This window comes from Gemmiger sp. An194, from assembly GCF_002160145.1.
GTDB lineage: Bacteria > Bacillota > Clostridia > Oscillospirales > Ruminococcaceae > Allofournierella.
This window is the reverse complement of the sequence record NZ_NFKA01000010.1, coordinates 77,883-96,143: the sequence shown is the minus strand read 5'-3', so window position 1 is coordinate 96,143 and position 18,261 is coordinate 77,883. Positions and strand designations below refer to the sequence as shown.

13 protein-coding genes are annotated in these 18,261 nt (G+C 62.4%); 9 read left to right on the top strand and 4 right to left on the bottom strand.

The features are described from left to right. The first annotated feature begins 125 nt into the window (after positions 1-125). The 9 genes from B5F28_RS08160 to glmM all read left to right on the top strand — a co-directional run bounded on the left by B5F28_RS08160 (position 126) and on the right by glmM (position 13,022). Positions 126-1,490 (top strand): sodium-dependent transporter, encoded by a 1,365-nt coding sequence (locus tag B5F28_RS08160; RefSeq protein WP_087295109.1) that lies wholly within the window; start codon positions 126-128, stop codon positions 1,488-1,490. A gap of 176 nt (positions 1,491-1,666) precedes the next feature. Then, entirely contained in the window at positions 1,667-4,285 is a 2,619-nt protein-coding gene (locus B5F28_RS08155; RefSeq protein ID WP_087295106.1) for a cation-translocating P-type ATPase, read from the top strand. A gap of 393 nt (positions 4,286-4,678) precedes the next feature. Next, positions 4,679-6,334: a 2-isopropylmalate synthase gene (locus B5F28_RS08150; RefSeq protein ID WP_087295104.1), complete on the top strand. Its 1,656-nt coding sequence runs from the start codon at positions 4,679-4,681 to the stop codon at positions 6,332-6,334. 16 nt (positions 6,335-6,350) lie between these two features. Then, the gene (gene leuC / locus B5F28_RS08145; RefSeq protein WP_087295102.1) at positions 6,351-7,616 is read left to right on the top strand and encodes a 3-isopropylmalate dehydratase large subunit; all 1,266 of its coding nucleotides are present in this window, start codon (positions 6,351-6,353) and stop codon (positions 7,614-7,616) included. Positions 7,617-7,633: 17 nt separating this feature from the next. Continuing rightward, on the top strand, positions 7,634-8,116 hold the full coding sequence (gene leuD, locus B5F28_RS08140) for a 3-isopropylmalate dehydratase small subunit (RefSeq protein ID WP_087295100.1): 483 nt from the start codon (positions 7,634-7,636) through the stop codon (positions 8,114-8,116). A 25-nt stretch (positions 8,117-8,141) separates the two neighbouring features. Next, entirely contained in the window at positions 8,142-9,212 is a 1,071-nt protein-coding gene (gene leuB / locus B5F28_RS08135; protein WP_087295098.1) for a 3-isopropylmalate dehydrogenase, read from the top strand. 141 nt (positions 9,213-9,353) lie between these two features. Beyond that, positions 9,354-10,733 carry an MATE family efflux transporter gene (locus B5F28_RS08130; RefSeq protein ID WP_087295096.1) on the top strand — a complete coding sequence of 460 codons (1,380 nt, stop codon included), beginning with the start codon at positions 9,354-9,356 and terminating at the stop codon, positions 10,731-10,733. A 255-nt stretch (positions 10,734-10,988) separates the two neighbouring features. Beyond that, complete coding sequence (locus B5F28_RS08125; RefSeq protein WP_087184463.1) at positions 10,989-11,654, top strand: acyltransferase; 666 nt, start codon at positions 10,989-10,991, stop codon at positions 11,652-11,654. Between the two features lie 24 nt (positions 11,655-11,678). After that, positions 11,679-13,022 carry a phosphoglucosamine mutase gene (gene glmM, locus B5F28_RS08120; protein ID WP_087295094.1) on the top strand — a complete coding sequence of 448 codons (1,344 nt, stop codon included), beginning with the start codon at positions 11,679-11,681 and terminating at the stop codon, positions 13,020-13,022. A 60-nt stretch (positions 13,023-13,082) separates the two neighbouring features. Here the strand turns inward: glmM and B5F28_RS08115 are convergent, their stop codons facing one another. From B5F28_RS08115 to B5F28_RS08100, 4 genes are all read right to left on the bottom strand, one after another. Then, a complete protein-coding gene (locus B5F28_RS08115) occupies positions 13,083-13,451 on the bottom strand; it encodes a YbaN family protein (protein ID WP_087184461.1) in 369 nt (122 codons plus the stop codon). Between the two features lie 41 nt (positions 13,452-13,492). Beyond that, complete coding sequence (gene cydC / locus B5F28_RS08110) at positions 13,493-15,151, bottom strand: thiol reductant ABC exporter subunit CydC (protein WP_087295092.1); 1,659 nt, start codon at positions 15,149-15,151, stop codon at positions 13,493-13,495. Then, positions 15,148-16,890: an ABC transporter ATP-binding protein/permease gene (locus tag B5F28_RS08105; protein ID WP_087295090.1), complete on the bottom strand. Its 1,743-nt coding sequence runs from the start codon at positions 16,888-16,890 to the stop codon at positions 15,148-15,150. Before B5F28_RS08105 ends, cydC begins: the two co-directional genes overlap by 4 nt. A gap of 232 nt (positions 16,891-17,122) precedes the next feature. Continuing rightward, positions 17,123-17,992 (bottom strand): YitT family protein, encoded by an 870-nt coding sequence (locus B5F28_RS08100; protein ID WP_087295088.1) that lies wholly within the window; start codon positions 17,990-17,992, stop codon positions 17,123-17,125. Positions 17,993-18,261 lie beyond the last annotated feature (269 nt).

The window sequence follows — 18,261 nt, the reverse complement described above, 5'->3', positions numbered from 1 at the left end:
CACAAAATGCGGCTTATGGCTTGTAGTCACTGTACTGTGAATGTATAATAAAGAGGTACTGCAGCAAAGTGCTTGCGGAGCGCGACGCCCGGTGCGGATCAACGAACGGCGAGAGGAAGAGAATTATGCAACGTGAAAAATTCGGTTCCCGGCTGGGCTTTCTGCTGCTCAGTGCCGGGTGCGCCATTGGCATCGGCAACGTGTGGCGCTTCCCCTATGTGGTCGGCCAGAATGGCGGCGGCCTGTTTGTGCTGCTGTATGTGTTTTTTCTGGCAGTGGTGGGCATTCCCGTGCTGACCATGGAATTTGCCATCGGCCGGGCCAGCCGCAAAAGCTGCATCAAGGCCTATCAGGAGCTGGAGCCCAAGGGGTCCAAGTGGCACTGGCACGGCATCTTTGCCATGCTGGGCAACTATGTGCTCATGGCCTTTTACACCACTGTGGCGGGCTGGATGCTCTATTACTTCTACCGGTTCCTCACCGGTGAGATGAGCGGGCTGGATAAGGCTGGCATCGACAGCGCCTTCTCCGGTATGCTCACCCAGCCGGTGACCATGACCGTGTGGATGCTCATTATTGTGGTGCTGGGCTTTGTGATCTGCTCCTTCGGCCTGCAGAAGGGCGTGGAGCGCATCACCAAATGGATGATGGTGGCCCTGCTGGTCATCATGGTGGTGCTGGCGGTGAACAGTCTGTTTCTGCCCGGTGCCTCCGAGGGCATCCGCTTTTATCTGGTGCCGGATCTGAGCAAGGTGCAGGAGACCGGTATTCTGGGCACCATCACCGCTGCCATGAACCAGAGCTTCTTCACTTTGAGCTTAGGCATCGGTGCCATGCTGATCTTCGGCAGCTATCTGGGCCGGGAGCGGCGGCTGCTGGGCGAGTCCATTAACATTGCCATTCTGGATACCTTCGTGGCCTTTGTGTCCGGTCTGATCATCTTCCCGGCCTGCTTTGCCTACGATGTTCCCGTGGACAGCGGCCCTCCGCTGATCTTCATGACCCTGCCCAACGTGTTCAACTCCATGGAGGCGGGCCGTGTGTGGGGCACCCTGTTCTTTTTGTTCATGAGCTTTGCCTCCTTCTCCACCATCGTGGCGGTGTTCGAGAACATTCTGGCCTGCACCATCGACCTTTCCGGCTGGAGCCGCAAAAAGGCCGCGCTGGTGAACGGCATCATCGTGGCCATCATTTCCATGCCCTGCATCCTGGGCTACAATGTGTGGAGCAGCTTCGTGCCCTTTGAGGCCGGCACCGCGGTGCTGGATCTGGAGGACTACCTGGTCAGCAACATCCTGCTGCCCGGCGGCTCGTTGGTTTACCTGCTGTTCTGTGTCAGCCGCATCGGCTGGGGCTTCAAGAACTACCAGGAGGAGGCCAACCAGGGCGTTGGCCCCAAGGTACCCAATTGGGTGCGCGGCTATGTGACCTTCGTGCTGCCCATCCTGGTGGGCGTGCTGCTCATCCAGAGCATCCTGCGCATCAAATAAGCTTTGCATTTCGCCGCCCCGGTTCTGGCCGGGGCGGTTTTCTTTTGTTCATTTGATATACGAATTGTATAAATTGATTGAAATATATCAAAAACGGGCAGCTTTTCCCATTCATGCCCCGCTTTTCTGCCGCATACACTGAAAAGAACCGGTTGCGGAAAAAGGAGGACGAGGGAATGGAATGGTATCAGCTGGAGACCGAGGCCGCGCTGGGGCGGGCAAAAAGCAGCCGTCAGGGGCTGAGCGAAGCAGAGGCCGCCCGCCGCCTGACCGAGTGCGGCCCCAACCGACTGAAGGAACAAAAGCAGGCCGGGCTGTTCCAGCGTTTTTTGCAGCAGATGGCCGACCCCATGATCGTGGTGCTGCTGGCCGCGGCGGCGGTGTCCGGCGGGGCGGCGGCCGTGGCAGGGGAGAGCTTTGCGGATGTGTTCATCATCCTGGCGGTGGTGGTCATCAATGGGGTGCTGGGCGTTTATCAGGAGCACAAGGCTGAGCAGGCCATCCAGGCGCTGCAGAAGCTCACGGCGGCCCACAGCCGGGTGCTGCGGGGCGGCCGTCCGCTGGAGGTGGCCAGCGAGGAGCTGGTGCCGGGGGATGTGGTATTGCTGGAGGCGGGGGATGCGGTCCCGGCGGACGGGCGGCTGCTGGAATGCGTGAGCCTGCGCACCGAGGAGGCGGCTCTCACCGGCGAGAGCCTGCCGGTGGAAAAGAACACCCGCCCGGCGGCGGCAAACACCCCGCTGGCCGAGCGCCGGTGCATGGCCTATCTGGGCAGCACGGTGCGGTATGGCCGGGGCAAGCTGCTGGTCACCGCCACCGGAATGAACACCGAGATGGGCCGCATCGCCGGGGCGCTGGCCGATACCGCCCAGGGCAAAACGCCCCTGCAGCAGACGCTGGCGGGCCTGAGCCGGACCCTGAGCGCGCTGGTGCTGGCCATCTGTGTGTTTCTGTTCGGGTTCAGTCTGTGGCGCAGCGGCAGCGTGGACCTGCCGGTGGTGCTGGATACCTTCCTGGTGGCGGTGAGCCTGGCGGTGGCCGCGGTGCCGGAGGGTCTGGCGGCGGTGGTGACCATCGTGCTCTCGGTGGGGGTGACCCGCATGAGCCGCCAGGGGGCGGTGATCCGGCGGTTGACCGCGGTGGAGGCGCTGGGCTGTGCTCAGGTGATCTGCACCGATAAGACCGGCACCCTCACCCAGAACCGGATGGAGGTGCAGAGCTGCCACGGTCCGCAGAAGCCGCTGGCCACCGCCCTGGCCCTCTGCACCGACGCGGAGCTGGAGCCGGACGGCACGGCGCAGGGCGAGGCCACCGAATGCGCGCTGGTGGAATACGCCGCCCGCCTGGGACTGCGCAAGGCGGCGCTGGCGGCGGCTCAGCCCCGGGTGGCCGAGCTGCCCTTCGACAGTGAACGCAAGTGCATGAGCACCTTTCATAAGCAGGGGGGAGGCATCGTCCAGTACACCAAGGGCGCGCCGGATGTGCTGCTGCAAAAATGCACCCACTGGATGCAGGACGGCCAGCCCCGGCCTTTGACCCAGGCGGACCGCAGCCGCATTCTGGCCGAGAACCGGCGGATGGCAGCGCAGGCGCTGCGGGTGCTGGCGGCGGCCTGCCGCCGGTGGGAAAAGCTGCCCGCCCCCTTAACGCCCGCCGCGACGGAAAATCAGCTGGTGTTTCTGGGGCTGGTGGGCATGCTGGACCCGGTGCGGCCCCAGGTGCCGGGGGCGGTGCGGGCCTGCCGGTCGGCGGGTATCCGCACCGTGATGATCACCGGCGATCACCCGGACACCGCCGCCGCCATCGGCCGCACGCTGGGGCTGGTGAGCAGCGCGGGGCAGGTGGTCACCGGCGCGGCGCTGGACGCCATGAGCGACGAGGAGCTGCGGCGCAGAGCCCCGGAGTTTTCGGTGTACGCCCGGGTGCAGCCCCCGCACAAGGCGCGCATTGTGCGGGCCTGGCAGCAGCGGGGTTGCGTGACCGCCATGACCGGCGACGGGGTGAACGACGCCCCGGCGGTGAAGGCGGCGGACATCGGCGTGGGCATGGGCGTCACCGGCACCGACGTGACCAAGAACGTGGCGGATATGGTGCTGGCGGATGACAACTTCGCCACCATCGCCGCGGCGGTGGCCGAGGGGCGGCGCATTTACGAGAACATCCGCAAGGCCATCCAGTTTCTGCTGGCCTCCAACATGAGCGAGGTGGCCAGCATCTTTCTGGCAACCCTGCTGGGCATCCGACTTCTGGAGCCGGTGCATCTGCTCTGGATCAACCTGATCACCGATTGCTTCCCCGCGCTGGCGCTGGGCATGGAGCAGGCGGAGCCGGGCAGCATGCACCGGCCGCCCCGCCCCCGGGGGCAGGGCATCTTCGCCGGAGGCCTGGGCGTGGATGTGCTGTGGCAGGGGGCACTGGTCACGGCGCTCACACTGGGGGCATACTTTGCGGGGGTGCGGCTGGAGACCGGCCTCTGGCAGGTGGCGCAAAGCCAGCTGGGGGTGACCATGGCCTTCCTCACCATGAGCATGGCCGAGCTCTTCCACAGCTTTAACCTGCGCAGCCGCCGGGGAAGCATCTTTGCCCAGCAGGGAGAAAACCCCTACCTCTGGGCGGCGCTGGCAGGCAGTCTGGCCCTCACCACCGGGGTGCTGCTCTGGCCTCCGGCAGCGGCCGCCTTCGGCTTTGCAACGCTGAACTTGCCCCAGTATGGCCTGAGTCTGGCGCTGGCGGCAGCGGTGATTCCGGCGGTGGAGCTGGTAAAATGGATGCTGGGCGGCGAAAAACAGGGTTGACAAACTGGATTTAATGCGTTAAACTACTACCAAGATAAAAATCCAAATGCGTGGACGGGGAAAAAGCAGAGCCCATACGCCTTCAGAGAGCTGCCGGTCGGTGCAAGGCAGCGGCGCGGAATCTGTATACTGGCCCCTGAGCACCCGGCGGAACCCCGTTTTAGGAGACGGTCAGTAGGTCAGGGCGGAACCCCACCGTTATCCGGGGCGCGGTTCGCGGCATTGCCCGCCGACCGTACAGAGCGGCTGACACACAGCAATGAGAGTGGTACCGCGGGAGCTTACATGAACGATGTGGCCCTCGTCTCTCAGGGGCAAAGACCCTTGAGAGACGAGGGCCTTTTTTGTCTGCATCCGCCCCGCAGGCAAAACAAAATAAGGAGCGATTGTTTTATGATGGATGTCAGCAAGTATCAGATCGGCTACTACAACCCGCCCAAGACCGAGTACCGCTGGGTGCACAAAGACCACATCGAAAAGGCCCCGGCCTGGTGCAGCGTGGACCTGCGGGACGGCAACCAGAGCCTGATCGTGCCCATGAGCCTGGAGGAAAAGCTGGAGTTCTTCCAGCTGCTGGTGAAGATCGGCTTCAAGGAGATCGAGGTGGGCTTCCCCGCCGCCAGCGAGACCGAGTACGAGTTCCTGCGCACCCTGATCGAGCAGAACATGATCCCCGAGGACGTGACCGTGCAGGTGCTCACCCAGTGCCGGGACCACATCATCCGCAAGACCTTCGAGGCGGTGCAGGGCGCGCCCAGCGCGGTGATTCACTTCTACAATTCCACCAGCGTGGCCCAGCGGGAACAGGTGTTCAAAAAGAGCAAGGAGGAGATCAAGAAGATCGCCACCGACGGCGCGACCCTGGTCAAGCAGCTGGCCGCCGAGTACCCGGGTAACTTCCGGTTCGAATACAGCCCGGAAAGCTTCACCGGCACCGAGCCGGAATACGCTCTGGAGGTCTGCAACGCGGTGCTGGACATCATGCAGCCCACCCCGGAAAAGCCCATGATCATCAACCTGCCGGTGACCGTGGCCATGAGCATGAGTCACATCTACGCCAACCAGATTGAATACATGAGCGACAACCTGAAATACCGGGACAGTGTGGTGCTCAGCCTGCACCCCCACAACGACCGGGGCTGCGGCGTGGCCGATACCGAGCTGGCCCTGCTGGCCGGAGCGGACCGGGTGGAGGGCACCCTGTTCGGCAACGGTGAGCGCACCGGCAATGTGGACCTGATCACCCTGGCCATGAACCTGTACACCCACGGCGTGGACCCCAAGTTGGATTTCAGCGATATGCCCTCCATCGTGGAGCTGTATGAGCGGGTGACCCGGATGCATGTGTACGAGCGCACCCCTTACGCAGGCGCACTGGTCTTTGCAGCCTTCAGCGGCAGCCATCAGGACGCCATCGCAAAGGGGATGAATTGGCGCAAGGAAAAGGGCCTGCACCAGTGGAACGTGCCTTATATCCCCATCGACCCCACCGACATCGGCCGCACGTATGACGGCGATGTGATCCGCATCAACAGCCAGAGCGGTAAGGGCGGCATCGGATTTTTGCTGCAGCAGAAGTTCGGCTACGATCTGCCCCCCAAGATGCGGGAGCATTTCGGCTACACGGTCAAATCCATCTCGGACCACGCCCACAAGGAGCTTTCGCCCGACGAGGTGGCCCAGGTGTTCTACGATACCTATTTGAACAAATGCACTCCGGTGGACATCCCGGATGCCCACTTCATTCAGAAAAACGGCATCTTCGCGGCCATCACCGTCGCCATGCCGGACGGCTCCACCAAAGAGAGCAGCGCCCAGGGCAACGGCCGTCTGGACGCGGTGTGCAACGCCCTGAAGGCGGCCACCGGGCAGGACTTCACCATCGAGACCTATTCCGAGCACAGCCTGCAGCACGGCTCCACCAGTGAGGCGGCGGCCTATGTGGGCCTGCGCTGGGGCGACGGCACCGTAACCTGGGGCGCCGGAACCGACACTGACATCATCCGCGCGGGCATCAAGGCAATGGTCAGCGCGGCCAACAACAAATAAAGGGGAAGAAACGATCATGGGAATGACAATGACGCAAAAAATTCTGGCCGTTCACGCCGGGCTGGACAAGGTGGAGGCGGGCCAGCTGATCAGCGCCCGGCTGGACGAGGTGCTGGGCAACGATATCACCACCCCGGTGGCCATCAACGAGTTCAACAAGGCGGGCTTCACCAGCGTGTTCGACAAGACCCGCATCAACATCGTGCTGGACCACTTTGTGCCCAACAAGGACATCAAGGCCGCTCAGCAGTCCAAGCAGTGCCGGGACTTTGCCAACAAATATGACATTCTGAACTTCTACGACGTGGGCCAGATGGGCATCGAGCATGCCCTGCTGCCGGAAAAAGGCATCGTGACCGCCGGTGACTGCATCATCGGCGCGGACAGCCACACCTGCACCTATGGTGCGGTGGGCGCCTTCTCCACCGGCGTGGGCAGCACCGACATGGCCGCGGGCATGGCCACCGGCAAATGCTGGTTTAAGGTCCCCGCCGCCATCCGTTTTGTGCTCAAAGGCCAGCTGCAGCCCCCGGTGAGCGGCAAGGACCTGATTTTGCACATCATCGGCAGGATCGGCGTGGACGGCGCGCTGTACAAGAGCATGGAGTTCACCGGCCCCGGCGTGGCCAGCCTGACCATGGACGACCGGCTCTGCATCTGCAACATGGCCATTGAGGCGGGCGCGAAGAACGGCATCTTCCCGGTGGACGAGGTGACCATCCAGTACCTCACCGGCCGCAGCCAGCGCCCCTGGACCGTGTACGAGGCGGACGAGGACGCGGAATACGAGCAGACCATCGAGATCGACCTCTCCGCGCTGGAGCCCACCGTGGCCTGGCCACATCTGCCCGAGAACACCAAGCCCGCCGCCGACGGCAAGGACGTGAAGATCGACCAGGTGGTCATCGGCAGCTGCACCAACGGCCGTCTGGAGGATATGGAGGCCGCCTGGAAGGTATTGAAGGGCAAGCACATCGCCCCCGGCGTGCGGGCCATCATCATCCCCGCCACCATGGCCATTTACAAGGAGTGCATCCTGCGGGGCTGGACCACCGATTTCATCGACGCGGGCTGCGTGGTTTCCACTCCCACCTGCGGGCCCTGCCTGGGCGGCTACATGGGCATTCTGGCCCAGGGCGAGCGCTGCATCTCCACCACCAACCGGAACTTCGTGGGCCGCATGGGTCATGTGGAGAGCGAGGTCTATCTGGCCAGCCCCGCCACCGCGGCGGCCAGCGCCCTCACCGGTTATATCACCGACCCCCGCACCATTGCGGAATAAGAAAGGCGGAATCACCAATGCAGGCAAACGGTTTTGTACATAAATATCCGGACAATGTGGACACCGACGTGATCATCCCGGCCCGGTACCTGAACACCCCCGACGCAAAGGAGCTGGCGGCTCACTGCATGGAGGACATCGACCCCGATTTTGTGAAGAAGGTCCAGCCCGGCGATATCATGGTGGGCGGCGCCAACTTCGGCTGCGGCTCCAGCCGGGAGCATGCGCCCCTGGCCATCAAAACGGCGGGGGTCTCCTGCGTGATCGCGGCCACCTTCGCCCGCATCTTCTACCGCAACGCCATCAACATCGGCCTGCCCATTCTGGAATGCCCGGCGGCAAGCGAGGCCATCCGGGCGGGGGACAAGGTCCATGTGGATTTCGACACCGGCGTCATCACCGACGAGACCACCGGCCAGACCTTCCAGGCCCAGCCCTTCCCGCCCTTCATTCAGGAGATCATCAAGGCAGGCGGGCTGATGAACAGCATCAAGCAGTAAATACAGAAAAGAGAGGGAGATTCCCATGGAAAAGCAGATCGCAGTGATCCGGGGCGACGGCATCGGCCCTGAGATTGTGGACCAGGCCCTGCGGGTGCTGGACGCGGTGGCCGCAAAATACGGCCACACCTTTACCTATACCGATGTGGACATGGGCGGCATCGCCATCGACAAATGGGGCGAGCCGCTGCCCGCCGCCATGCTGGACAAGTGCCTCGCGGCGGACAGCGTGCTGCTGGGCGCGGTGGGCGGCCCCAAGTGGGACGGCCTGCCCGGCGACAAGCGCCCGGAGAAGGGCCTGCTGGCCCTGCGGGCGGGCATGGGCCTTTATGCCAACAACCGCCCGGCCAAGCTCTGGCCCCAGCTGGCGGCTGCCAGCCCCCTGAAGCCGGAGATCGTGGAAAAGGGCATCGACTTCATTGTGGTGCGGGAGCTGATCGGCGGCGTGTACTTCGGCAGCCACACCACCGCGGAATGCAGCGGCGAGCAGAAGGCCACCGACGTGATGAGCTACGCCGAGCATGAGATCGAGCGCATCGGCCGCATCGCCTTCGAGACCGCCCGCAAGCGCCGCAGCAAGGTCACCAGCGTGGACAAGGCAAACGTGCTGGACACCAGCCGCCTGTGGCGCAAGGTGATGCACCGGCTGGCGGAGGAGTACCCGGATGTGGAGTATGCCGACATGCTGGTGGACAACACCGCCATGCAGATCGTGAAGGACCCCAGCCAGTTTGATGTGGTGGTCACCGAGAACATGTTCGGCGACATTCTGTCCGACGAGGCCAGCATGATCACCGGCTCCATTGGCATGATCCCCTCCTCCAGCCTGGGCGAGGGCAGCCGGGGCCTGTATGAGCCCATCCACGGCTCCGCGCCGGACATCGCGGGCCAGAACAAGGCCAACCCCATCGGCACCATCCTCTCCGCCGCCATGATGCTGAAATACAGTTTCGATCTGGACGAGGAGGCCGCTGCCATCGAGGCCGCGGTCAATAAGGCGCTGGACGCGGGCCTGCGCACCGGCGATATGATGGCCGAGGGCTGCACCCCGGTGAGCTGCTCGGAAATGGGCGACGCCATCCTGAAAAACCTGTGATTGAGAAGAGAAAAAGCTAAGCGGGCCGCTGCCGGATTTTCCCGGCGGCGGACCGCTTTACTTTCCCATTGGGGAATGCTATAATAGCCGGGCGGCGCTTGCGCTGCAAAACCATCACACCAAACAGGAGTGAAGAAGATCATGGCGAAACAGGCTGCAAAACTGGAAAACGATCTGGGGCGGGACCCCATTCCGCAGCTGGTGCTGCGCATTGCCATCCCCAGTATGCTGGCGCAGTTTGTGAGCGTATTGTACAGCGTGGTGGACCGGATGTACATCGGCAACATTGCCGAGGTGGGCAAGCTGGCTCTGGCGGGCGCGGGTGTCTGCGGGCCCATCGTGACCATGATCGGCTCGGTGGCCTTCCTTGTGGGCGTGGGCGGTTCGCCCTTAATGAGCATCCGCATGGGTGCGGGCGATCAGAAAGCCGCCCAGAAGATTCTGGCCAACTGCTTTCTGATGCTCTGCGGCCTTTCGGTGGTGCTCATGGCGCTGGCTCTTGCCACCCGGGAGCAGACGCTGCTGCTGTTTGGCGCAAGCGGTTCCACCCTGCCATACGCCATGGCGTATTATACCGTGTATCTGCTGGGCACTCCCTTCGCTCTGCTTTCCACCGGTATGAACCAGTTTATCATCTGTCAGGGCTTTGCCAAAAAAGGCATGCAGTCGGTGATGCTGGGCGCGGTGCTGAACATTCTGCTGGACCCGGTGTTCATCTTTGTGCTGGACATGGGCGTGACCGGCGCGGCGCTGGCCACGATTCTCAGCCAGCTGGGCAGCTGTTTGTTCGTGCTGCGTTTTCTGTTCAGCAAAATCCCGCCCATCCACATCACCTTCGGCGGCTATGATCTGCGGGTGATGGGCCGTGTGCTGGCCACCGGCTTCACCCCCTTTGCCATCATCGCCTTTGATAATGTGATGATCATCGCCCTGAACGCCCTGCTGCAGAAGTACGGCGGCCCCACCGAGGGCGATCTGCTGGTGGCGGCGGCCACCATCTCCCAGAGCTTCATGCTGGTGGTCACCATGCCGCTGGGCGGCATCACCGGCGGCACCGGCTCCATTCTGGGCTTTAACTACGGCGCGGGCCGGCCGGACCGCATCCTCCAGGCGCAGAAGTTCATCCTGGCGTTGAGCCTTGGGTATACGGCGCTGCTCTGCGCGGCGGGTCAGCTGCTGCCCGGGGCCTTTGCCTCCATCTTCACTCAGGATGCCCAGGTGCTGCCTCTGGCAGTGCGGGCCATCCGCATCTGCACGCTGGCGGTGATTCCGCTGGGGCTGCAGTATACCATCATCGACGGCTTCACCGGCATGGGTATGATGCGCTATTCGCTGCCTCTTTCCTTCTTCCGCAAGCTGGCCTACTTTGTGCCGCTGTTTATTCTGCCCGCGTTGTTCGGCGGTATGGCGGCCTTTTACGCCGAGCCCATCTCGGATATTCTGGGCCCTCTGGCCAGTCTGGTGGTCTATCTCAGCCGGATGCGCTGGCTGGCCGCCGGAGCCAAGGCACAGCAGAAATAAGCCGGTCGGCCCGGTTTCATACAAAAAGAGCCCCTGCATCTGAGTAAGATGTATGGGGCTCTTTTGCGAATAAAGAGACTAATTATTAAAATTTCGAGGATTTTTGTGACAATTTTGGGTGCTTCTTTGATGAAAAATTCGTAACTTCCACTGAATTTGTTTTTTCGTCCGCGTTTTTTATATTTTCAAGTTGTATTTTAAAAATACGATGCTTATAATTTATTCAAGTGATTTTTTGAAAGGAGCATCTGCTGTATGGATGTCTGCCGTACCGAAGCATTGTTCGATCTTTCCCACACCCTGGCCGCTCCGCTGTTTGAAGGCAAGGAGCGCCCCTGGGAAGTGCTGGACGAACTGAAAGGCTTTATCGAGCAGCTGGGCAAAAGCCTGCCCAGTGAGGAATATGACCAGCCCGCCCCCGGCGTGTGGGTGGCGAAAACCGCGAAGGTGGCTCCCAGTGCATCGCTGGCCGGGCCCTGCATCATCGGCCCGGAGGCCGAGGTGCGTCACTGCGCCTTCATCCGGGGCAGCGCTCTGGTGGGCGCGGGCGCCGTGGTGGGCAACAGCGTGGAGCTGAAGAACTGCATCCTGTTCGACGGCGCGCAGGTGCCCCATTTCAATTATGTGGGCGATTCCATTCTGGGCTATAAGGCACACATGGGCGCGGGCGCTGTGACCAGCAATCTGAAGAGCGACAAATCTCTGGTGTGCATCCGCCAGGAGGACGAGATCCTGGTGACCGGCCGCAAGAAGCTGGGCGCTCTGGTGGGCGACGAGGCCGAGGTGGGCTGCAACAGTGTGCTGTGCCCCGGCTCGGTGCTGGGCCGCCGCTGCCAGATCTATCCCACCAGCTGCGTGCGGGGCGTGGTGGCCCCGGGCCATATCTACAAGGACGCGCAGCACATCGTACCCCGTACTTAAGAAAAACAGAGGAGTGTTTGGAATATGGGCAGACTGTTTGGAACCGACGGCGTGCGCGGCATTGCCGGCGAGGATATGACCTGTGAGCTGGCAATGGCCATCGGCCGTGCCGCCGCTACCGTGCTGGCCTATGGCCGCCGCCGCCGTCCTTTGGTGGTGATGGGCAAGGACACCCGCATCTCCAGCGATATGCTGGGCGCTGCACTGGCCGCGGGCCTGTGCTCGGTGGGCGCGGATGTGATCGACCTGGGCGTGCTTTCCACCCCGGCGGTGGCCTACCTGGTGGGCAAGTACAAGGCGGACGCGGGCGTGATGATCTCCGCCAGCCATAACCCCTACGCCTTCAACGGCATCAAGATCTTCAACGGCGACGGATTCAAGCTGCCGGATGAGCTGGAGGAGCAGATCGAGCGCCTGATCGAGAAAAACGACTTCACCTACGCCAAGGGCGAGAACCTGGGCCAGATCAGCCACTGCACCACCGGCGCACGGGATTACATCGAGCATCTGAAAAGCACCATTCCCTACTCGCTGGAGGGCATGAATATCGTGGTGGACTGCGCCAACGGCTCCGCCAGCGCTACCGCCCGCACTCTGTTCGAGGAGCTGGGTGCCAATGCGGTGATCCTGCACGACGCGCCGGACGGTGTGAACATCAACGAGGGCTGCGGCTCCACCCATCTGGAGCAGCTGCAGGACTATGTGCGCACCCACAAGGTGGACGCGGGCGTTGCCTTTGACGGCGACGCGGACCGCTGCCTCTTCGTGGATGAGACCGGCGAGGTGGTGGACGGCGACTACATCATGGCCATCTGCGGCCTGGATATGCAGCAGCGGGGCAAGCTGCGCCGGTCCACCATTGTGGGCACCGTGCTCACCAACCTGGGCTTTGCCCGTTTCTGTGAGGCCAACGGCATGAAGTTCGCCGCCACCAAGGTGGGCGACCGCTACGTGCTGGAGGAGATGGAGCTGGAGGGCTACACCCTGGGCGGCGAGCAGAGCGGCCACATCATCTTCCGGGATTTCGCCACCACCGGCGACGGTCAGCTCACCGCCATTCAGCTGCTGTGCCTGCTCAAGCGGTGCCAAAAGCCCCTGTCTGAGCTGGCGAAGGTGATGACCCGCCTGCCTCAGGTGATGGTGAACGTGACCGTGAGCGCCGAGGGCAAGCTGGAATTCTACAACAACGACGTGATCAAGGAGGCCATCCGTCAGCAGAAGGAGGCCCTGGGCGATACCGGCCGGGTGCTGGTTCGTGTGAGCGGCACCGAGCCGCTGATCCGTGTGATGGTGGAGGGCCAGGACGAGAGCGAGATCCAGGCCATCGCCGACCATCTGGCCGAGCTGGTGAAAAAAGAGCTGGGCTGATCGCAGCCTTTGGATACAGAAAAACGAGTGAGTTCCCGCGGGAACTCACTCGTTTTTTGTTTACTCCGCGTCCAGAGTGCGGATGCGGAAGATGAAGTAGTACACATGGAACAGCCACACGCAGCCCAGCACGATGCGGCCGATGAGCACCTCGTGCATCATAATGAAGCCGATGCTCATGGTCAGGGTCACGGTGACCATGATACCGATCTTGGTGCGCCAGGTCATGGCCCGCTGCTCCCGGAAGCTTTTGAAGTTCTTCTGATACAGCTTGGTGGACAGAAACCACCGGTTCAGCCGGTCGCTGCCCTTGGCGAAGAAGAAGCAGGTGCCCAGCAGAAAGGGAGTGGCGGGCAGAAGAGGGAGCACCGCACCCACGGCGCCCAGCGCCAGGCAGACAAGACCCAATGCAATGTAGAGGTATTTCATAAACAAACAATCCTTTCTGTGTGGCGCCGGAGTGGGGCGGCTCAGCTGAGCCGCCCGTGCTCCACGCTGTAGGTGGTGTCGGCAATGCGCATGGTGGAGGCCCGGTGGCTGACCAGCACCACCGTTTTGCCCTTGCGCTGGCGGTGCAGGCTTTGCAGGATCACCGCCTCGTTCAGGCTGTCCAGGTTGCTGGTGGGCTCATCCAGCAGGATGAGGGGCGCGTCGTGCAGAAATGCCCGGGCAATGCCCAGCCGCTGCCGCTCGCCGCCGGAGAGGGTGTCGCCCAGCTCGCCCACATTGGTGTCGTAGCCATTGGGCAGGCTCATAATGAAGTCGTGTACCGAGGCCTTTTTGCAGGCCTCCACCACCTCCTCGTGGGTGGCGTTGGGCTTTGCCAGCTTCACGTTCTCCTCGATGCTGTCGTGGAACAGGTAGGTCTCCTGGGTCACGTAGCTCTGCAGGCTGCGCAGGCTTGCGGTGCGGATGTTTTTCACATCCTCGCCGGAAATGGCCACCTGGCCGCTGCCCACGTCCCAGAAGCGCATGAGCAGCTTGAGCAGGGTGGACTTGCCGCTGCCGCTGCGGCCGGTGATGCCGATGATTTTGTTCTCCGGCAGGGTCAGGCTCACGTTTTTCAGAATGGGCTCGGCCTGGTAGGTGAAGCTCACATTGTCGCAGGCCGCGCCGGTGAAGGGGATGGTGCGCCCGGTGGTGTTTTCCGCCACCACCGGCTCCTCGTCCAGAATGTCCAGCACCCGGTTGGCGGCGGCGAAGGTCTGCTGCAGGGTGCTGCCCAGGTTGGCCAGCGCCACCACCGGCCCGAAGGAGCTGAGAATGGCGATCAGGGGAATGAGCACCCCGTCAAAGCCGATCAGACCATTGATATAAAGCAGGCTGCCCGCCGCCAGCATGGAGAGGGAGAACAGCCAGATCAGCGCGCCGGTGCAGGCGGTGGCGGTGCCCAGCGCGGTTTTCATCTTCTTCTCGGTGGCCAGTAGGCTGCCGGTACGCGCATCCAGCTCGTCCAGACGGCGCTGGCCCGCGTCGTACTGCAGCAGCTCGCCCAGGCCGCGCAGGCTGTCCAGCACAAAGGCGCTCAGCGCACCGGCCTGGGTGCGGTATTCCAGACCCCGGCTGCCGCCGAAGCGGGCGGCCAGTACCGGCACCACCACGCCCACGGCGAAAAAGCCCAGGGCGGCGATCAGGCCCAGCAGCCAGTGGTAGCTGCCGATGAACAGAGTCATGATCACCGACATGATGGCCGCGATGGCAATGGGGGAGAGGGTGTGGGCGTAAAAGACCTCCAGAAGTTCGATGTCCGAGGTGATCACCGCAATCAGGTCGCCCTTGTCCCGGCCGTCCAGCTTGGCGGGGGCCAGGCGGCGCAGCGCACCGAAGACCTTGTCCCGGATGAGGGCCAGCAGCTTGAAGGCGATGTAGTGGTTGCAGGCCTGCTCGGCGTAGCGCAGCACGCCGCGGGCCAGAGCAAACACGCCCATGCAGGCGAACAGCACGCCCAGAGCGGGCAGGCCCGCGCCGCCCAGCGCCTTCACGATGGCGAAGCCACCGAAGATGGGGATGAACTGGGCGCACAGAAAGCCCGCCACGCCCATGGCGATGGCAAGGGCCATAAAGCCCATCAGCGGCTTGACCAGCCCCACGAGCCGGAGCATTACCGCCAGATCAGAACGTTTTTTCATGCAAGAGCCTCCTGTTGGATGTCGGGGGTGTAGTGTTCCAGCGCCTGCTGGCTGTTCCACAGCCGCTGATAGCAGGGGCAGGCGGCCAGCAGCTGGGCATGGGTGCCGCAGCCAGCTACCCGGCCCTCCTCCAGCGCGTAGATGCGTTTCGCGCCGGTCACGTTGGCCAGCCGGTGGGAGATGAGCAGCACCGCCTTGGTCTCGGCCAGCCGGTGCACCAGGGCCATGATTTGATTTTCACTCTCCACGTCGATGTTGGAGGTGGCTTCGTCCAGAATATAGATGGGGCTGTCGTGCAGAAGGGCACGGGCCAGGGCAAGCCGCTGGCACTGACCGCCGGAGAAGTTGGCGCCCTTTTCGGCCACCGGGGTCTCCAGCCCCTGTTCGCTGCGCAGGAAATCCGCCAGCTTCACCTGCTCCAGCGCCTGCCACAGAGCCTCGTCGCTGGCATCGGGCTTCGCCATGCGCAGGTTCTCGGCCACGGTGCCCTTGAACAGCCGGGCGGCAAAGCCCACGGTGGTGATCTGCTTCATCCGGCTTTCCAGGCTGATCTCGCTCAGGGGCTGACCACCTACTGTGATACTGCCCGCGTAGCCCTCCAGACGGCCGGCCAGCAGGCCCGCCAGGGTGGATTTGCCGCAGCCGGATTCGCCCACCAGGGCCACCAGACCGGTGCGGGGCAGCTCCAGATCCACGCCCTTCAGAATGGGACGCTCGGCATCGTAGGCAAAGCGCACATCCTCACAGCGCAGGGTGCAGTCAGCGGGGTCGATCACGCCGGTCTTGGCCTGGGGCTCCGGCAGATCCAGCAGCTTGAAGATCTTCTCGGAGGCGGCCATGCCGTTCATGGCAATGTGGAAGTAGGAGCCCAGCAGACGCATGGGCAGGAAAAAGTCTGCCGAGAGCATGATGATGGCAAAGCAGCCGAACAGGCCGATCTGCCCGGCGGCAAACTGCCGGGCGGCCACGATGATGCCCAGCGCCGCGCCGCCGTAGGCCACCAGATCCATGATGGTGATGGAGTTCAGCTGCATGGTGAGCACCTTCATGGTGATCCGCCGGAAGCGCTCGGCCTCCTCGTTCATCCGCCGGTGGCGCTCCTCGTCCGCCTGATAGATTTTCAGGGTGGTCAGGCCCTGCAGGTTTTCCAGAAAGCTGTCGCCCAATGCGGTGTACTGGCCCCAGTAGCGGGCCAGCAGCTTTTTGGCGAAGGTCTGCACCAGCGCGATGGAAACCGGGATCAGCGGCACGCAGATCAGCAGCACCACCGCCGCCGAAAGGCTGATGGGGGCCAGCACGCAGAACAGGGTCAGCGGGGCCAGCAGGCTGTAGAAGAACTGGGGCAGATACGCGCCGAAGTAGCTTTCCAGCTGCTCGGCGCCCTCCACCGTCACCTGCACCACCTCGGAGGTGGAGACCCGGCTGGAATAGCCCGGCCCCAGCCGCAAAAGCTTTTCCAGAATGGTGCGGCGCAGCGCCTGCTTGGCGCTGCGGCTGGCCCGGTAGGAGCAGACCGCCGCCTGCCTTGCGCAGACAAAGCGGACCGCCGCGGCGGCAGCCGCCACCAGCAGGGTGGCCGCCAGCGAGGCGGGCTGCCCGGCCAGCAGCCGGGAAAGATACCGGGCGATGGTGAGCAGCATGGCGATGTTTGCCGCCAGCGCCGCCCACTGGAACGCCACGTTTTTTGCAATGTGCTGTTTGGAATCGCTGACCATCCCGATCAGCCGTTTGTTAATCATCAAGGCAGTGTGTCCTCCTGGTGATAGTGGTCACGCGGCGGTTAGCCGCGACTGTAATTGGTTAGTTTAAACTGCATTTAGTTAGCTCTGACTAACAAATGCCTGATTCTTTTTACCACACCCGAAGCAAAATGTCAAGATAACAAGCAAAAAAATGCAAAAAACTGAAGGCCTGCCCTCAAAAGAGCAAAAAAAGATGCGTCTCAGATGAGACGCATCAGAAAGCAAAGATTTACTTGTATTGTTTGCGCAGGGTGAAGCCGCGGCCGTGCACCTCATTCACCGAGTCGATGATGATGAAGGCCTGGGGGTCCACCTCCTGCACCAGGTGGTTCAGCTTGGCCAGCTCCCGGTTGGTGATGACGGTGAGCACCATATCCCACTCGTTGCGGGCGTAGCCGGTCTGGGCGTGCAGCAGGGTGCAGCCCCGGTCCAGAACCTTCAGAATCAGTTGGCGGATCTCGTCGCTCTTTTCGCTGAGGATCTTCACCTGAATCTTGGAGTGGCCCATCAGCACCACCTTGTCCAGCACGATGGTGTAGAGCAGCACCAGCAGGATGCCGTAGAGAATCTGCTCCCGGTTCTCGGCGAAGAACATCTGCCCGATGAGGATGGCAAAGTCCAGCCCGTACATGACCACCGAGATGGGCACACCCCAGAACTTGTTGGCCACAATGGGTGGAATGTCCATACCGCCGCTGGAAGCGCCCGCGCCGATCACCAGGCCGATGGCCGCGCCGATCATCACACCGGCGAACACGGTGGCCAGCATGGGGTCGCGGGTCATGTCGCCAATGCCGGGAATCCAGCTGAACAGCTCCAGGAAAATGGGGTAGCAGAAGGTGGACACCGCCGTGTTGAAGGCAAACCAGCGGCCCATGACCGCCGCGCCCAGAATGAACATGATCACGTTGGAGATCATCACGAAGGTGGAGATGGAGATGCCCAGCCAGTGCTGGCCGATCAGGGCCAGGCCGGTGGTACCGCCGGTAATCAGCCCGCAGGGCAGAACAAACATGTCCACCGCCAGGGCATAAAGGGCGTTGCCCGCCAGCACCAGCAGCAGGTTCCTCAGCCTGCGCGGCACCTTAAACTGTTTCATCCAAAACGACCGCCTTTCCCATCGCTCCCAAACGCCTTTGTTCAAAAGGACAGAACGATTTTGCAATATAAATAAAAGTATACAACGCTTTGGCTGCATTGCAAGGGTTTGGGGCAAGGTTCGGCAATTGTGTGCGGTGGGGGCAAATCCATGGCAAAAAGCTTGGTGAAAAGATGCAGAAAATTGCCCCTGTTTTGTGAAAAAAGCGGAAGAACAGTGCGTTTTGCTACCACTTTATTGTGGTATATTGCCAGATTGCAGCGGGGGAG